Origin of the sequence: Halobacterium sp. KA-6 (assembly GCF_021029015.1) — an archaeon.
Taxonomy (GTDB): Archaea; Halobacteriota; Halobacteria; order Halobacteriales; family Halobacteriaceae; genus Halobacterium.
The window spans coordinates 439,223-453,903 of the sequence record NZ_JAJJZH010000002.1 but is presented as its reverse complement, the minus strand read 5'-3'; the positions used below and the strand labels follow the sequence as shown (position 1 = coordinate 453,903).

16 protein-coding genes and 1 pseudogene are annotated in these 14,681 nt (G+C 68.6%); 8 read left to right on the top strand and 9 right to left on the bottom strand.

Annotated elements, in window-relative coordinates; genetic code table 11:
- Positions 1-59: 59 nt before the first annotated feature.
- The gene (locus tag LPA46_RS07425) at positions 60-452 is read right to left on the bottom strand and encodes a universal stress protein (RefSeq protein WP_230891994.1); all 393 of its coding nucleotides are present in this window, start codon (positions 450-452) and stop codon (positions 60-62) included.
- Positions 453-476: 24 nt separating this feature from the next.
- Positions 477-1,157 (bottom strand): annotated as a pseudogene (locus LPA46_RS07420) (Sjogren's syndrome/scleroderma autoantigen 1 family protein).
- A gap of 175 nt (positions 1,158-1,332) precedes the next feature.
- On the opposite strand from LPA46_RS07420, the gene mdh reads away from it, so the two are divergent.
- Positions 1,333-2,247, top strand: coding sequence for a malate dehydrogenase (gene mdh / locus LPA46_RS07415; protein WP_230889726.1), 915 nt, complete (start codon positions 1,333-1,335; stop codon positions 2,245-2,247).
- A gap of 207 nt (positions 2,248-2,454) precedes the next feature.
- Here mdh and LPA46_RS07410 read toward each other — a convergent pair whose 3' ends face one another.
- On the bottom strand, positions 2,455-2,697 hold the full coding sequence (locus LPA46_RS07410; RefSeq protein WP_230891993.1) for a ferredoxin: 243 nt from the start codon (positions 2,695-2,697) through the stop codon (positions 2,455-2,457).
- Positions 2,698-2,902: 205 nt separating this feature from the next.
- Here LPA46_RS07410 and LPA46_RS07405 point away from each other — a divergent pair, with 205 nt between their 5' ends.
- A complete protein-coding gene (locus LPA46_RS07405) occupies positions 2,903-5,350 on the top strand; it encodes a DEAD/DEAH box helicase (RefSeq protein WP_230891992.1) in 2,448 nt (815 codons plus the stop codon).
- Positions 5,351-5,353: 3 nt separating this feature from the next.
- Here the strand turns inward: LPA46_RS07405 and LPA46_RS07400 are convergent, their stop codons facing one another.
- Together LPA46_RS07400 and rnz are read right to left on the bottom strand one after the other, a co-directional pair.
- Positions 5,354-7,321 carry a DUF460 domain-containing protein gene (locus LPA46_RS07400; RefSeq protein ID WP_230891991.1) on the bottom strand — a complete coding sequence of 656 codons (1,968 nt, stop codon included), beginning with the start codon at positions 7,319-7,321 and terminating at the stop codon, positions 5,354-5,356.
- A gap of 68 nt (positions 7,322-7,389) precedes the next feature.
- Entirely contained in the window at positions 7,390-8,322 is a 933-nt protein-coding gene (gene rnz, locus LPA46_RS07395; protein ID WP_230891990.1) for a ribonuclease Z, read from the bottom strand.
- A 99-nt stretch (positions 8,323-8,421) separates the two neighbouring features.
- Here rnz and LPA46_RS07390 point away from each other — a divergent pair, with 99 nt between their 5' ends.
- Both LPA46_RS07390 and LPA46_RS07385 read left to right on the top strand, forming a co-directional pair.
- A complete protein-coding gene (locus LPA46_RS07390; RefSeq protein WP_230891989.1) occupies positions 8,422-9,069 on the top strand; it encodes a DUF4382 domain-containing protein in 648 nt (215 codons plus the stop codon).
- 48 nt (positions 9,070-9,117) lie between these two features.
- Positions 9,118-10,128 (top strand): AAA family ATPase, encoded by a 1,011-nt coding sequence (locus LPA46_RS07385; protein WP_230891988.1) that lies wholly within the window; start codon positions 9,118-9,120, stop codon positions 10,126-10,128.
- A gap of 41 nt (positions 10,129-10,169) precedes the next feature.
- On the opposite strand, the gene LPA46_RS07380 is transcribed toward LPA46_RS07385, so the two are convergent.
- Positions 10,170-10,310, bottom strand: a complete 141-nt coding sequence (locus tag LPA46_RS07380; protein WP_230891987.1) for a hypothetical protein — start codon at positions 10,308-10,310, stop codon at positions 10,170-10,172.
- 129 nt (positions 10,311-10,439) lie between these two features.
- On the opposite strand from LPA46_RS07380, the gene LPA46_RS07375 reads away from it, so the two are divergent.
- On the top strand, positions 10,440-10,787 hold the full coding sequence (locus LPA46_RS07375; protein WP_230891986.1) for a hypothetical protein: 348 nt from the start codon (positions 10,440-10,442) through the stop codon (positions 10,785-10,787).
- A 7-nt stretch (positions 10,788-10,794) separates the two neighbouring features.
- Here LPA46_RS07375 and LPA46_RS07370 read toward each other — a convergent pair whose 3' ends face one another.
- The gene (locus LPA46_RS07370) at positions 10,795-11,040 is read right to left on the bottom strand and encodes a hypothetical protein (protein ID WP_230891985.1); all 246 of its coding nucleotides are present in this window, start codon (positions 11,038-11,040) and stop codon (positions 10,795-10,797) included.
- Between the two features lie 167 nt (positions 11,041-11,207).
- Positions 11,208-12,170, bottom strand: a complete 963-nt coding sequence (locus LPA46_RS07365) for a TIGR01177 family methyltransferase (RefSeq protein ID WP_230891984.1) — start codon at positions 12,168-12,170, stop codon at positions 11,208-11,210.
- Between the two features lie 115 nt (positions 12,171-12,285).
- Between LPA46_RS07365 and LPA46_RS07360 the strand changes: the two genes are divergently transcribed.
- From LPA46_RS07360 to LPA46_RS07350, 3 genes are read left to right on the top strand one after another with little or no spacing between them, the layout of a single operon-like run.
- Entirely contained in the window at positions 12,286-12,846 is a 561-nt protein-coding gene (locus LPA46_RS07360; RefSeq protein WP_058984403.1) for a TATA-box-binding protein, read from the top strand.
- 6 nt (positions 12,847-12,852) lie between these two features.
- Positions 12,853-13,221: a DUF7473 family protein gene (locus LPA46_RS07355; protein ID WP_230889738.1), complete on the top strand. Its 369-nt coding sequence runs from the start codon at positions 12,853-12,855 to the stop codon at positions 13,219-13,221.
- 58 nt (positions 13,222-13,279) lie between these two features.
- Positions 13,280-13,630: a hypothetical protein gene (locus tag LPA46_RS07350; RefSeq protein ID WP_230891983.1), complete on the top strand. Its 351-nt coding sequence runs from the start codon at positions 13,280-13,282 to the stop codon at positions 13,628-13,630.
- On the opposite strand, the gene hisG is transcribed toward LPA46_RS07350, so the two are convergent.
- Positions 13,631-14,479, bottom strand: a complete 849-nt coding sequence (gene hisG / locus LPA46_RS07345) for an ATP phosphoribosyltransferase (protein WP_230891982.1) — start codon at positions 14,477-14,479, stop codon at positions 13,631-13,633.
- Positions 14,480-14,681 lie beyond the last annotated feature (202 nt).

Genomic DNA, 14,681 nt, shown 5'->3' with positions numbered 1-14,681 from the left:
GCGGAGTCAGCGCTCGGGGTTAAGCGGTTTGGATGCGTGCGAACGCGTCCACAGGAGACTCAGGGGATGACCGTCACGGGCACGCGGTCGGCGTGAAGCACCGTCTCCGCGGCACTCCCGAGAAGCGCGCGTTCGAGCGTGCCAGCACCGTGGTGCCCCATCACGACGTGGTCGTAGCCGCGCTCCTCGACGAGCGCGAGGATGCCGTCGCCGACGCTGTCGCTCGGGCGGAACTCCACGTCGACGTCCGTGTTGACCTCGGGTTCGGTGTCGACGTCTTGGGCGTCGAGGACGCGTTCCGCGCGGTCGAGGACGGCGTCCGTGCTCTCGGATTCGGCTTCCGCGAAGTGGACGGCGTCGAGGCGTCCCTCGTAGCGGCGCGCCATCTCCGCGGCGAATCCGAGCGCGCGGAAACTGCAATCCGAGCCGTCGACGGGGACGAGAATGTCCATGTGCGGTAGTGCTCTGCCGCCGAGTTACGCGTTGCGGTGGAGCGCGTCGAGCGCTTCGGCAGCCTCGCGGGCGGCTTCGAGGAATTCGCGAGCCCGCCGCGGGTCGTCGGCGCCGGCGGCGCGGCGCGCGAGCGCGGCAATCGAGGACTCCAGCGCGTCCGCGGCTTCGCCGGACGGCGTGGCGTTCGCGGCATCGCCGTCGACTGTCGGCTGCTCGGGCGTCGCGGGCTGTTCGCGGCGCTGCTCGCGTGTGGGCTGAGCGGGCTGCTGGCGGCCGGCGGATTGTTGTCGGTCAGCAGGTTGCTGGCGCTCGACGGACTGGCGGTCTTCGGCGGGCTGCTGTCGTTCGGCGGCGTTCCCGGTCGGCTGGCTGGCGCGGGCACCTTCGGCTGCGTCCGCGTCGTCGCTCGCGGATTGTTGGGGCTGCTGGGCTGCCTGTCCTTCGGTGTCAGCCTGCTGCTGCGCGGCTTGCTCCTGCGCGGCCTGCTGTTGTTCGGCGGCCTGCTGGCAGTTCGGGCAGAAGGACTGGCCCTCGTAGCGGAAGATGGGGTTGCCGCAGCGGTCGCAGTGCTGGTTGGTCATCGTCGCGCCCTGCAGGAGGAGTTCGCTCATGCGCTCGGTCTCCCCGCGGTCGTCGTCGGCGTACTTCTCGCGGAGTTCCTCGCGTACGGCCTCCTCGTCGAAGCCGTCGTCCGTGTCGCTCATGGGTGTGTACAGGGCGCGACGCCTCGAAAAGCCTGCGGAGCACGGACCCCGAGAGAATATTCGACGAAAGTCGAAGTGGCGTTCGTCCGTCGTCGGCGTCCGTGCGGGTGGTTTTCCCGGGTGCTCGAACTCACCGAAGCGCTTAACGGATTCGCCGGCGGTGGGTATACGTGATATGACGAAAGTCAGCATCGTGGGGGCCGCCGGCACGGTCGGCGCCGCCGCAGGCTACAACCTCGCGCTCCGCGACGTGGCCGACGAAGTCGTGTTCGTGGACATCCCGGACAAGGAAGACGAGACCATCGGGCAGGCCGCGGACGCGAACCACGGCGTCGCCTACGACTCCAACACGGAGGTCACGCAGGGGACGTACGAGGACACCGCTGGCTCCGACGTCGTCGTCATCACCGCGGGGATTCCCCGCCAGCCCGGCCAGACGCGCATCGACCTCGCGGGCGACAACGCGCCCATCATGGAGGACATCGGCTCCTCGCTGGCCGAGCACAACGACGACTTCGTCACCGTCACGACGTCGAACCCCGTCGACCTCCTGAACCGCCACCTCTACGAGAGCGGCGACCGCGACCGCCACAAGGTCGTCGGGTTCGGCGGCCGCCTCGACAGCGCGCGCTTCCGCTACGTGCTCAGCCAGCGCTTCGACGCGCCCGTCCAGAACGTCGAAGCCACCATCCTCGGCGAGCACGGCGACGCACAGGTGCCCGTGTTCTCGAAGGTGCGCGTGAACGGCGCGGACCCCGACTTCTCGGACGACGAGCGCGAGGACATCCTCGAGGAACTCCAGCAGTCCGCGATGGACGTCATCGAGCGCAAGGGCGCGACCCAGTGGGGGCCCGCGACGGGCGTCGCCCACATGGTCGAGGCCATCCTCCGCGACACGGGCGAAGTGCTCCCCGGTTCCGTCGTGCTCGACGGCGAGTACGGCCTCGACGACGTGGGTCTCGGTGTCCCCGTGAAACTCGGCTCGAACGGCGTCGAGGAAGTCGTGGAGTGGGACCTCACGGAGTACGAGCGCGACCAGCTCGGCGAGGCCGCGGAGAAGCTCTCCGAGCAGTACGACGAAATCGCGTAATCGTCGCGCCCGCGCTCGCCGGCCGTGTCAGGCCGGCGCGACCTCTTTCGTGACCTCGTCCGGTTCGTCGCCGTCCGTGGATTCGCGTTCGGCGTCCGGTTCGAGTTCCCGTATCGGCACTTCCTCCCAGTGGTGGCACATTACAGTCGATAGTATGGTACGCGTTAGCATAAAACTTGGCGGGGCGGCGGAGGGTGCTCTCGGGCCTCAGACGACCTGTTCGCCGTCGTCGTCGTAGATTTCGATGGCGTCGACGGGACACGAGCGCGCCGCGAACTTCGCGTCGACCTCCTCGTCTTCGGGGATCTCTCGTGCGAAGACGCCGTCCTCGACCTCTTCGCTGTCCTGCAGGACGGCTTTGCCTGCGTCCGTGTCCTCCTCGAAGGCGTCCCACTCCGCGACACACTGGAACATCCCGATGCAGACGTCGCGGTCGAACTCGACTCGCATACGAGAACGTGGAGGCGCCCCGCCTATATCGTTGCCGGGCTAGGTGGCGTAGTCACGACCGGAGATTCGGGCACGGTCTCGAGGCGTCGGAGACGGTGGTGGCCCCACAATCCCACGCGTAGATGGGGAAGCGTACGAGCCGACCTGGCCACTTTTACCCCGGTACGCGAACCCTTAACCACGTGAACGACGTACGACCGCCCGAATGTCGGAGCCCGCGTACGTCGACCATCCGATGCTGGCCGAGGGCGTCATCGAGGCGCGCCAGTACCAGCTGCAGCTCGCGGCGGCCGCCCGGGAGGACCACACGCTCGTCTGCCTCCCCACCGGGCTCGGGAAGACGACGGTGAGCCTGCTGGTGACAGCCTACCGGCTGGCCGACGACGCGGGCGGGAAGTCCCTCCTGCTCGCGCCGACGAAGCCGCTGGTCGAACAGCACGCGGCGTTCTACCGGGAAGCCCTCCGGATCCCAGACGAGGAAATCGTCGTGTTCACGGGGGAGACGCGGCCTGACGACCGCGCGGATATGTGGAACGACGCGCGCGTGGTCGTGGCGACGCCCCAGGTCGTGGAGAACGACCTCGTGGGCGGGCGCATCGGCCTCGAAGAGGTCGTGCACTGCACGTTCGACGAGTGCCACCGCGCGACCGGCGACTACGCGTACACGTACATCGCGGAGCGCTACCACGCCGACGCGCTGAACCCGCTCGTGACGGCGATGTCCGCCTCTCCGGGCGGCAACGAGGAGGACATCCAGACGGTCTGCGAGAACCTCGGCGTGCGGAACGTCGAGGTGATGACCGAGGACGACGCGGACGTCGGCGAGCACACGTACGACACGGACGTGCAGTGGGAGCGCATCGAACTCCCCGAGCAGGTTATCGAGGTCCGGGACGCCATCAACGAGGTCATCGAGGACCGTTTGGATAAACTCCGGGAGTTGGGCGTCACGCGCGTCTCCAGCCCGGACGTCTCCCAGAAGGACCTGAACAAGATTCGCGCGAAACTCCAGGAGCTCATCGACAACGACCAGAGCGAGGGCTACCAGGGGATGAGCGTGCACGCGGAGGTGATGAAACTCCGGCGCGCGGTCGAACTCGTCGAGACCCAGAGCGTCGAATCAGTGCGGCGGTACTTCGAGCGCCAGCGCAACGCCGCGCGCTCGTCGGGGGCGTCGAAGGCGAGCCAGCGGCTCGTCTCCGAGCCCAAAGTCAAGGAGGCGATGCGGAAGGCCGACGACTTCGACGGCCTCCACCCGAAGTTCCGGCGCGCGCGGATGCTACTCGCGGAGACGCTCGGCATCGAGGAGGGCGAGCGCGTCATCGTGTTCACGGAGTCGCGGGACACCGCGGAAGCCCTCACCGACTTCCTGGGCGAGCACTTCGACACGCAGCGCTTCGTCGGGCAGGGCGACGCGGACGGCAGCGACGGGATGACGCAGAAAGAACAACGCGAGACGCTCGACCGGTTCCGGAGCGGCGAGTTCGAGGTGCTGGTCTCCACGAGCGTCGCCGAGGAGGGGCTGGACGTGCCGGAAGTCGACCTCGTGTTGTTCTTCGAGCCGGTGCCGACGGCGATTCGCTCCGTCCAGCGGAAGGGACGGACGGGCCGGCAGACGGAGGGGAAGGTCGTTGTGTTGATGGCCGAGGACACCCGTGACGAGGCGTACTTCTGGATCAGCCAGCGCCGCGAGCAGGAGATGGAGGACGAACTCCGCGAACTCAAAGGCGTGGCCGACGACATAGAGGGCGACCTCGGCGAGAGCCAGCGCGCGCTCGACGACTACGGCGACGAGGAGGCGGAAGACGCGAGCGAGACGGCGACAGCAGCTACGTCTGACGACACGCAGCCCGCGGAAGCGGACGGCGGCAGCGCGGCCGGGGGCGGTGACGGGCAGGCAGGACTCACGGACTTCGACGCGCCCGACCCCGACGACGTGGCGGAGAGCGAGGACGAGGGCGTGGCGGCGCGCGCTGACAGCGGCGACGAGGAGTCGGTCGAGGTGGTCGTCGACCAGCGCGAACTCGACTCGAACATCGCACGGGACCTCTCGAAGCGCGACGAAGTCGAGACCAGATTGGAGACGCTGTCGGTGGGCGACTACGTGCTCTCGGACCGCGTCGCCGTCGAGCGGAAATCCCACGCGGACTTTCTCGATACGTTGCTAGGCGGCGACCGCTCCATCTTCGAGCAGGCCAAGGACCTCACCCGGCACTACACGCGGCCCGTCCTCCTGCTCGAGGGGGACGGCGACCTCTACGCGGAGCGCAACGTCCACCCGAACGCGATTCGCGCGACGCTGTCGTCGCTGGCGGTGGACTGGGGCATCAGCGTCGTGCAGACGCGCGGCGAGGACGACACCGCGGAGATGATTCAGACCATCGCCGAGCGCGAGCAGACCGACAACGACCGCGAGGTGAGCGCGCACGGCGAGAAGGCCGCGAAGACGCTGGGCGAACAGCAGGAGTACGTCGTCTCCTCGATTGCGGACATCGGTCCGGTGACCGCGCGCTCGCTGCTCGAGGAGTTCGGCACCGTGGAGGCCGTGATGACCGCCCGCGAGGACGACCTCACGGAGGCGGACGGCGTCGGTCAGGTCACCGCCGAGCGCATCCGCGAGGTCGTCGGCAGCGACTACCAGCCCGACGCGTAGCCGTCAGTCGCGGTCGGCGCGGTGCTCGCTGATGATGGAGTCGACCATGCTCTCCTTGCGTTCGCGCTCGCGTTCGGCCTTCCGCTCGCGCCAGTCCGCAATCACGGCCTCGACCTCGGGTTCGCTGGCGATGGCGAGTTCGTCCACCTCGCGGATGGTGACGTCGTCGGCGGGGCCGACCGGAATCTCGTTCTCGAACAGCACCTCGTCGGCGGCGTCCGAGAGGCCGCCCGACCGGAGCACGACGCGCGGGTCGAACTCCGCGAGCAGCTCCGCCGTCGAGCGGCCCGCGCCGGAGGCGTCCCGGAGGTAGACGACGTCGCCGGACGCGATGCCGTACTCGCCGTTGGCGGTCTCGATGGCGTCGACGGTGAATTGGTCGACGGGTTTGACGGCGACGAGGTCGCCGCTGTGGTTCACGTCACCGAGGTTCGAGTGGTCGAGCTTCCAGAGGTCTTTGAGGCGTTCGAGCTTCGCGGCGAGTTCGTCGGCGCGCTCGCGCTCTTCCTCGAGTTCGGTCTCGAGGCGGTCGTTCTTCCACTGGAGCTGCGTGACCTCGCGGCGCTCGCGGGCCTCCTGGCGCTCCTCGCGTCGCGCCTCCGAGAGTTCCTCCTCGTACTCCGCGATTGTCTCGTCCTTCTCGTCGAGTTCGCCTTCGAGATCCGCGACGTGGTCCTGGAGCCGGGCGACCTGCGCTTCGAGGTCCCGAATCCGCCGTTCCTCGTCGGTGAGCTCGCGGGGCTCGTGCTCGACTTCCTCCTCCTCGGGTTCGTCGGTCTCCGTGAGGTCGTCGATGACCGCCGCGAGCGGTTCGTCGTCGCCGACGACGCGGGAGACGACCTCGCCGCGGTCGAGTTCGGGCGGCGTCTCCTCGGTGGCGCGCCGAATCTGGTCGGCGTGGGCGTCGCGGGCGAACAGCGCCGCCGCCATCGCGTCGCGCTGGTGGTCGTCGTCGTAGCCCTCCTCGCGGGTGCGGTGTTGCTTCTCGTCCACGGGGAGGTCCGTGTCGGGCGCCCAGCCAGCGGCGTCGAAGCTTGCGCGAATCTTCTCGACGGTCGCCGGCATCGGGGTCACGTCGGCGGCGACCACGACGGGGCGGCCGCGCTCGATAATCCACTCGATGACTTCGGCGGTGTCGGCGGTGCGCGTGCTCGTGACGTCGAGCACACGGCCGTCGAGCGCGACCAGCGCGACTGCCGTGGTCGTCCCGGGGTCGATGCCGACGAACACGCGGTCGCGGCGCCGCGCGAGTGGCTTGAATTCGATGCCGTCCCGGCGCACAGGCTCGACCTCGACGCGCGTGTCGCCGGAGCGCCGGCTGCTCACCGGGATGTCCTCGGGGCGAGCCTGCACGGTGAACACGGCGTTCGAGAACCCGCCGTACTTCTCGGTGACGTCGCGCTCGTAGTCGAGACCGGCGTCGTCGAGGTCGGACTCCACGTCGCGGGCGACGCGCTTCACGGAGCCGTGGATGCGTCGTGTGAAGCGGTCCTCGCTCCACCCGCCACCGCCACCGGTCGAGCGCCCGCGAGCGACCTTCACGGTGGTCTCGTCGGTGAACGCCGACACCTCGTAGCCGACGTTGCGCGCGGCCAGTCGGGCCGCTGCCTCGGCCTCCTCCATCGCTGGCTTCCCGTACGGGACGCCGTGGCGTTTCGCCACTCGGGAGAGCGGCTCGGGGCGCTCGTCCCCGGTGACCTGCACGAGCTTCGTCTCCTCGGGGAGCCCGCGCAGGAAGTGCACGAGCTGGTCCTTGTCCGCGGCCAGTTCGTACATGTTGTCGGTCGCGAGAATCGCGGGCGCCTCGCTGTCCACGCGACGCAGCAGTTTCCGTCGGCTGACGACGTCGCGCTCGACTGTCTCTCCGTCGAAGACGACGAGCGCGTAGGATGGGGCGTCCCCGCGCACGTCACCGCTCTGCACGTCGACGCCGAACACGCGGGCGTCGAGGGCGCTCGTGCGGGTACTCACGTTGCCAAAATTAGGTCGCGACGACTAATAAGTGCACGGCGGGACCGGGGTGTCGGCGTCGAAGGCGGCTACTCGGCGTCCGGGAACGGGACGTCGTAGGTCATGCCGTCGTGTGCGACGAACACCTCGCCGTCGAAGTCGGCGGCTTCGGCGTCTTCGCGGACTTCGCGGGCGTCGCCGGCGTACCGCGAGGAGATGTGCGTGAGCGCCAGCGTTCGGGCGTCGGCGCGGGCGGCGACGCCAGCGGCTTCGCCGGCGGTCGAGTGACCGGTCTCGGCGGCGCGCTCGGCGGCGTCGTCGGTGAACGTCGCGTCGTGAATCAGGAGGTCGGCGTCGTCCGCGGCGGCGACGACGGGGTCGTGTGGGCGCGTGTCGCCCGTGTAGACGAGTTTGCGGCCGGGTCGGGGGTCGCCGACGACCTGCTCGGGGCGGACGACCGTGCCGTCCTCCAGTTCGACGGCGTTGCCCTCGTGGAGTTTCGAGAACTTCGGGCCGACCGGGACGCCGAGCTCCTCGGCCTTCTCGCGGTCGAAGCGGCCCTTGCGGTCGTCCTCGACGAGCGCGTACCCGACGGAGGTCGTGCGGTGGGCGGTGTCGAACGCGCGGACCTCGTACTCGGGGCGGTCGAGGACGGTCTCGCCCGCGCTCACTTCGCTGATTCGGACCGGGAAGCCGACGTCCCCGCCGACGGCGAACACGAGCGCCTCTATCTGGTCGCGGAGGCCCCGGGGGACGTGAATCGTCAGGGGGTCCTCGCGGTCGTTGAAGTCCCACGTCTGGACGAGCCCCGGCAGCCCGAAGACGTGGTCGCCGTGGGCGTGCGTGACGAACACGTCGGAGACGTCGAAGCCGGTGCCGTACCGCATCATCTGGCGCTGGGTCGCCTCGCCGGCGTCGAAGAGGAACGCGTCACCCTCCCGGCGCACGAACACCGAGCTGGGGTTGCGTTCGGTCGTGGGGACGGCGCCACTCGTCCCGAGGAATGTAGCCTGCAGAGTCATGCCCGAACGTGGGCGCGCCGCGCGCAAAACCCCACCGATGCGGGCGCAGGCGGGCTAGCGGCCAGAGCGCTTTCCCGGACTGGCGACGTGGCTCCGCACATGTCACGCACAGTCGCGACGCTCGCGGTGGCGGCGCTGCTCGTCACGGCGGGCTGCACGGGCTTCTTCGGCGGCGACGGCGGCGAGGGCACCGTCGAGATGTACGTCAGCGACCAGCCCGGCGCGATCGAGGACTTCCAGCACCTCAACGTCACCATCACGGAAATCGCCGCCCACCCTGCAAACGCCACGGAGAACGAGTCGTGGGTGACCCGGGACGTGGACAACCGGACCGTCGACCTCACGCGCCTCCGCGGCGAGAACGCGAGCCTCGTGGGGAACCTGAGCGTGCCGGCGGACACCTACGAGATGGTGTTCGTACGAATCGACGGCATCGACGCGACGCTGACCTCCGGGGAGTCCGCGGACGTGAAACTCCCCTCCGAGCGCCTCCACCTGAACAGCGAATTCACCGTCGAAGCGAACGAGACGGTGTCGTTCGTCTACGACATCCGCGTCCACGAGACCGGCAGCGGTCGGTACATCCTCCGTCCGAACGCCGGCGAATCCGGGCCGAATCAGCCAATCAACCACGTCCGGCAGCAGCATCGGCGCGGCCAGCACAACGGTAGCGGTGGCATGGGTGGCGGCGGGATGAACGACGGTGGCACCACGAGCGGTAGCGGAACCACGACCACGACGGCGTAGCCGAACGGACCGACTCTTTCTTAGCCCCGTGGCGGCTACTGACCGATAATGGACGAGCCGCTGTGGATAGACGCGCACGCGCCGTCGCTGGCCGACCTCCCACAGGAGGAACTGCGGGACCGCCTGCGGGACGCCACCGACGAGCCCGTGAACCTGGTCGTCTACGGCCCCGAGGGCGCGGGGAAGACGGCGGCGGTGCGCGCACTCGCCGAGCACGCCCACGAGGCCCCCGAGAACGACCTCGTAGAGCTGAACGTGCAGGACTTCTTCGGGATGACGAAGAAGGAGGTCAGCGAGGACCCGCGGTTCTCGCAGTTCATCTCCTCGAAGCGCCGGCGGAACTCCTCGAAGGCGGACCTCATCAACCACGTGCTCAAGGAGTCCGCGAGCTACCCGCCGGTCTCCGGGGAGTACAACACGATTCTGCTGGACAACGCCGAGGCGATTCGGGAGGACTTCCAGCAGGCGTTGCGGCGCGTGATGGAGCGCCACCACGAGGCGACGCAATTCATCATCGCGACCCGCCAGCCGTCGAAGCTCATCCCGCCGATTCGCTCGCGCTGCTTCCCGGTGTCCGTGCGCGCGCCGACGCCCGACGAAATCACCGCCGTGCTCCGCGACCTCGTGGACGCCGAGGGCGTCGAGTACGACGAGGACGGCATCGAGTTCGTCGCGGGGTACGCCGGCGGCGACCTCCGGAAGGCCATCCTGGGCGCGCAGACGACCGCCGAGCAGGAGGGCGAGATTACGATGAACACGGCCTACGAGACGCTCCAGGACGTCGGTCCCGACGACCAGATTACGTCGATGCTGGACGACGCGGAGGCCGGCGAATTCACGGACGCGCGCTCGACGCTCGACGACCTGCTCGTCGACGACGGATTGAGTGGCGAGGAAGTGCTCGAAGAGATTCTGCGCGTCGGGCGCTCGCGCTACGACGGCGAGGAACTCGCAGCCCTCCACCGGCTCGCGGGTGACGTGGAGTTCGACCTGCACAAGGGGAACAGCGATCGGATTCAGGTCGGACGGCTGCTCGCGGAACTGGGTCGAGAAGCGTAGTCACCGCCCGCCGGGTGCGTGTGTTCGGCTCGCTGCCGGCGTCAGAAGACCACGAACAGCGCGACGAGGAGGCCGAAGACGAGAACGACTGGGAGGAGCGTCCAGAACACGTCCGCCAGGCTCGTCTCGTCGGTCGAGGGGTCGTTCGGGGGGCGAACCCAGCCCGATACCCAGGTCGTCACCGTCCTGCACGAACGACTGTTCGAAGCGAGCCGGTAAGTACTCTGTGTCGGTTCTGGAGGCGCGAGCGCGCCGTGGCCGCGGGCACTCCGAAGGAGTAGTTTTTCTACGCGCGGCCACCGAGAGTCAGTGTGTCTCTCGCCGACCAGTTCGAGCGCGTTGGAATCGTCGTCGGTGCCGTCCTGTTGGTGGCGCTGCCGCTGTCACTCGCCGTGGACGCACTCGTCGGCTCGGAAACGCCGTGGTGGCAGCTACTCGTCGTGCTCGGCCCCGGATTCGTCGTCGGGTGGGCGGCGGCCGCCGACGACCTCCCGGTGTCGTACGGGAGTGTCTGGTTCGTCTGCTTCGTCGGCTACCTGCTCTCGGTCGCGACGATTAGCCTGCTCGAACTGGTGCCCGTCCACGAGCACACGACGAGCGTGCTGGTCGTGCTCGCGGCGTCGTTCGCGGTCGCCGTCGTCGCCGACAGTTACCGCTAGTCGGCCGTTACGTGGGGTTGCGTCGTTTTCGCGCAGCGACGGCGCCGAGGAACGCCAGCGAGACGAGCGCGCGTTGCGGGCTGATGCTGAGCGCGAGCGGTGAGTTGTCGTTCTGGTCGCTGTCGGAGCCGCCGGCGAACGTGACGAGTCCGGAGTCTTCCGTCGTGACTGTCGATTCGCCGCCCGCGGCGACAGATTGGACGCCGGCACCCACGAGCAGGCAGACGACGCCAGCGACGGCACAGAGACGCACGGCAGTTTCGGCGTTGATACCATAGGCTTTCCAATACGTGGCCAAAAAGGTTATCCGATACTCATTGTCGTGCTAGGCACTACCAGAGCGCGCATCTGCCGAAATAGTGGGGTACGGGGGCTATCTACTCGTCCTGATTGTTACCTTTCGTTGTCACGTCTGTCGTGTCAGTCGAGTACGAGAACGTAGCGTGTCAGGGAGCGGTGGACGCGGCGCTCGAAGCGCTCGGCGACCGTCCAGCCGGCGTCCGTGGCCTCCTCGCGCCAGTCGCGGTCGGCGACGAGCACGCAGCGGTCGGTGACACGACGGGCTTCCGCGAGCGCGCCGGCGACGAGGTCCGCGAGGTCGTGCGTCTCGACTTTCGACTGGCGGCCGTACGGGGCGTCGAAGATGACCGTATCGGCAGCGTCGTCGCGGAGCGGGAGCCGGGTGGCGTCGGCACGCGCGACGTCGAAGTCTGGGGCATACGCGGCGAGGTTCCGCCGGGCTCCCGCGACCATCTTCTGCTGGGCGTCGGTGCCGACCGGATGCGCGCCGAGCAGGCCGGCTTCGATGAGCACACCGCCGGTGCCACACATCGGGTCGAGGACGACGTCGCCCGGCTGGACGCGTGCGAGGTTGCAGAGCGCGCGCGCCAACAGCGGGTCCATGCTGCCCGGCTGGAAGAACGGGCGGTCGGTGGGCTTGCGCTCGCCGAAGTCGCGAACGGACTCGGCGGCGAGCCACGCGAGGAAGCAGGAGTCGTCGGCGAAGAGTGCCCGGAGCTCGTGGTCTGGGTCGTCCAAGTCCACGTCGAAGCCGGCGTCGACGAGCACGCCGCCGAGGTCGCGCTCGGCCTGCTGGGTGTCCACGTCGGTCGTGTTGCGGACGTTGCGCGCGCGGACTGCGACGGAGCCTTCGCGGGCGATGTTGGCTTCCTGGAGCGCGTTGACGGCGGCGTCGACGCTGGCGTCGGTCGTGGCGACGTGGTCGCCAGCGCGGTGTGTGTACGCGAGGCCGCGGAAGCGCTCGCGGTCGACGTCGCTGGCGAGACCGATACCGGGGGCCACGACGCGGACGTCGGTCGCGGCGGCGCGGGCTTCGGCGGCGGCGAAGTCGTCGTCGGCACCGCCGAGTTCGAGGACGAACACGTGGGCAACTGGACGCCCGCGGGCAATCAGCCTGCCGGCATCGCGGGGTACTTGAGGCGTTGTTCCCCGGACTACCAACCTTTATAAACCTTAAATACGTGATTTAAACCGTACGATGACCGACCCCAAGGAAACCATCAATATTGAAAACGTGGTCGCCTCCACCGGCATCGGCCAGGAGCTCGACCTCCAGAGCGTCGCGATGGACTTGGAGGGGGCCGACTACGACCCCGAGCAGTTCCCCGGCCTCGTCTACCGCACGCAGGACCCCAAGAGCGCCGCGCTCATCTTCCGGTCCGGTAAGATCGTCTGCACCGGCGCGAAATCGACCGACGACGTCCACGAGAGCCTCCGCATCGTCTTCGACAAGCTCCGCGAACTCTCCATCGAAGTCGAGGAGGAGCCCGAAATCGTCGTCCAGAACATCGTCACCTCCGCGGACCTCGGCCGTCAGCTCAACCTCAACGCCATCGCCATCGGTCTCGGCCTCGAGAACATCGAGTACGAGCCCGAGCAGTTCCCCGGCCTCGTCTACCGCCTCGACGAACCGGAAGTCGTCGCGCTGCTGTTCGGCTCCGGGAAGCTCGTCATCACCGGCGGGAAGAAGCCCGAGGACGCCGAACACGCCGTCGACAAGATCGTCTCCCGACTCGAAGAGCTCGGCCTCCTCGAATAAGGCGACGTGGTCGTCCTCCAGGTCCAGCCCGCGCCCGGCACGCTCGGCCAGTACGTCGGCACGCTCGTCGGCGGCTGGCTGCTGTTCGCGTTCACCGCGCACGTCGCCGCGACGTACATTCTCGGCGACGTCCCGTGGAAGCGCGCGCTGCTCGTCGGCGTCGCGCCCGCGGTCGTCACGGTCGCGCTCGTCCGGTACAATCCAGCAATCATCATCGCCGTCAGCCTCGCCGCCGACTTCGCGGCCGTCCACGCGGTCTACCGCGTGAAGTACCGGACCGCCGCGCTCGTCGTGGTGATGCACTACGTCGTCTCAGTGGCGCTGGTGTTGCTCGCCGCGAACCTACTGGCGCTGTTGAGCACCGCACCGGCCTGAGTTGCACGTGCAGAGAACGGCCGTCTCGCTTTTTGGTCCGTCCCGAGTACTCGCAGCTATGAACGGCTACGAGCGGCGCGCCCTCCACGCGAGCGCCCTCGCGCTCGCCGCCGCTGCGCTCGCGTACGCCGCGTCCTACGTCCACGAACCCGGCCCCGATGTCGCCGCCGTCTTCGGCATCGCCGCCGTCCTCCTCGGCGCGTACCACGCGCTCGGCGACCCCGACGCCGCCGCTGGTGCGTGGCTCTCCCCGACCGGAGCGGCGGTCCTCTCGGTCGTCGCGGACGCCTCCTCGGACCTCCGACTGGCGGCGCTCGCGCTCGCGGGCCTGAGCGTGCTCGGCTTCGTCGTCTACCCGCTCACGGCCTCCGCAGCGCGAGCCGTCGAGGGCGGTGACTTCCTCCGATAACTATTCGACGAGGCGCTCGATTTCCGTGACGAGGATGCCCGTCGCGCCCTCGCGCTTGAGGTCGTTGACCGCCTCGAAGACATCGCGCTCCTCGACGACCGCGTGCACCGCCACGATGCCGGGTTCGTCGACGTCCAGCACGGTCGGCCCGCCGAGCCCCGGAATCACGCCCTCGATGGCGTCGAGGTTCTCCTCGGGCGCGTTCAACATCAGGTAGCGCTTGCCTGCCGCGGAGAGCACGGACTGCAGCGCGGTCTCGACCTGCTCGACTTTCGGGTCGTCGGTGACGTCCTCGCGAGCGAACAGCCGCACGGAGCTCTGGAGCACCTCGTCGACGATTTTCAGCCGGTTCACGCGCAGCGTCGTCCCCGTCGACGTGATGTCCACGATGGCGTCGGCCATCTCCACGTGCGGCGTCAATTCGGTCGCCCCCGACACCTCCACGATGTCCGGGTTGACGTCCTTCCCGTCGAAGTACTCCCGCGTGATGCGCGGGAACTCGGTCGCCACGGTCTTCCCCGCCAAGTCCTCGGCGGCGTCGATGCTGCCGTCCTCCGGCGCTGCGAGCACCAGCCGGCACGTCCCATACTCGAGGTCCAGCAGGTCTTCGACGTTGTCCGCGCCGGACTCCCGCACCTGGTCGAGCCCCGTGATGCCGAGGTCCGCCGCACCGTCCGCGACGTACTCCGGGATGTCTGCCGCCCGCGCGTACAACACGGTAATCTCGGGGTCGACGGTGTCGGCGTACAACTGGCGTTCCGCGCCGCTCTCCACGCCGATACCGGCTCTGTCGAGGAGGTCCAGCGTCGGGTCGTGGATACGGCCCTTGTTGGGCACGGCAATTCGCATGTGCTCTGGGTAGGTGTGGCACGGGGAACTAGGTTTTCCTTGTGGCAGTGCGAGAACCACGTTCGATTCTGTGCCGAGAGACAGCGATACGCACTACGGCACCTCGAAAGCCCCGGGCCGGTCGGCTGCTCCGGGACTCGTTGTGCTCCTCGTCCTCCGGCATGCGGTGCTTACTTCGTCCCGGAGCAGCCGACCGGCCCGC

What these genes read in the sequence shown, in the direction of transcription:
- LPA46_RS07425 (WP_230891994.1), bottom strand. Translation starts at nt 452, where the DNA reads ATGGACATTCTCGTCCCCGTCGACGGCTCGGATTGCAGTTTCCGCGCG.
- mdh (WP_230889726.1), top strand. Translation starts at nt 1,333, where the DNA reads ATGACGAAAGTCAGCATCGTGGGGGCCGCCGGCACGGTCGGCGCCGCC.
- LPA46_RS07410 (WP_230891993.1), bottom strand. Translation starts at nt 2,697, where the DNA reads ATGCGAGTCGAGTTCGACCGCGACGTCTGCATCGGGATGTTCCAGTGT.
- LPA46_RS07405 (WP_230891992.1), top strand. Translation starts at nt 2,903, where the DNA reads ATGTCGGAGCCCGCGTACGTCGACCATCCGATGCTGGCCGAGGGCGTC.
- rnz (WP_230891990.1), bottom strand. Translation starts at nt 8,322, where the DNA reads ATGACTCTGCAGGCTACATTCCTCGGGACGAGTGGCGCCGTCCCCACG.
- LPA46_RS07390 (WP_230891989.1), top strand. Translation starts at nt 8,422, where the DNA reads ATGTCACGCACAGTCGCGACGCTCGCGGTGGCGGCGCTGCTCGTCACG.
- LPA46_RS07385 (WP_230891988.1), top strand. Translation starts at nt 9,118, where the DNA reads ATGGACGAGCCGCTGTGGATAGACGCGCACGCGCCGTCGCTGGCCGAC.
- LPA46_RS07360 (WP_058984403.1), top strand. Translation starts at nt 12,286, where the DNA reads ATGACCGACCCCAAGGAAACCATCAATATTGAAAACGTGGTCGCCTCC.
- LPA46_RS07350 (WP_230891983.1), top strand. Translation starts at nt 13,280, where the DNA reads ATGAACGGCTACGAGCGGCGCGCCCTCCACGCGAGCGCCCTCGCGCTC.
- hisG (WP_230891982.1), bottom strand. Translation starts at nt 14,479, where the DNA reads ATGCGAATTGCCGTGCCCAACAAGGGCCGTATCCACGACCCGACGCTG.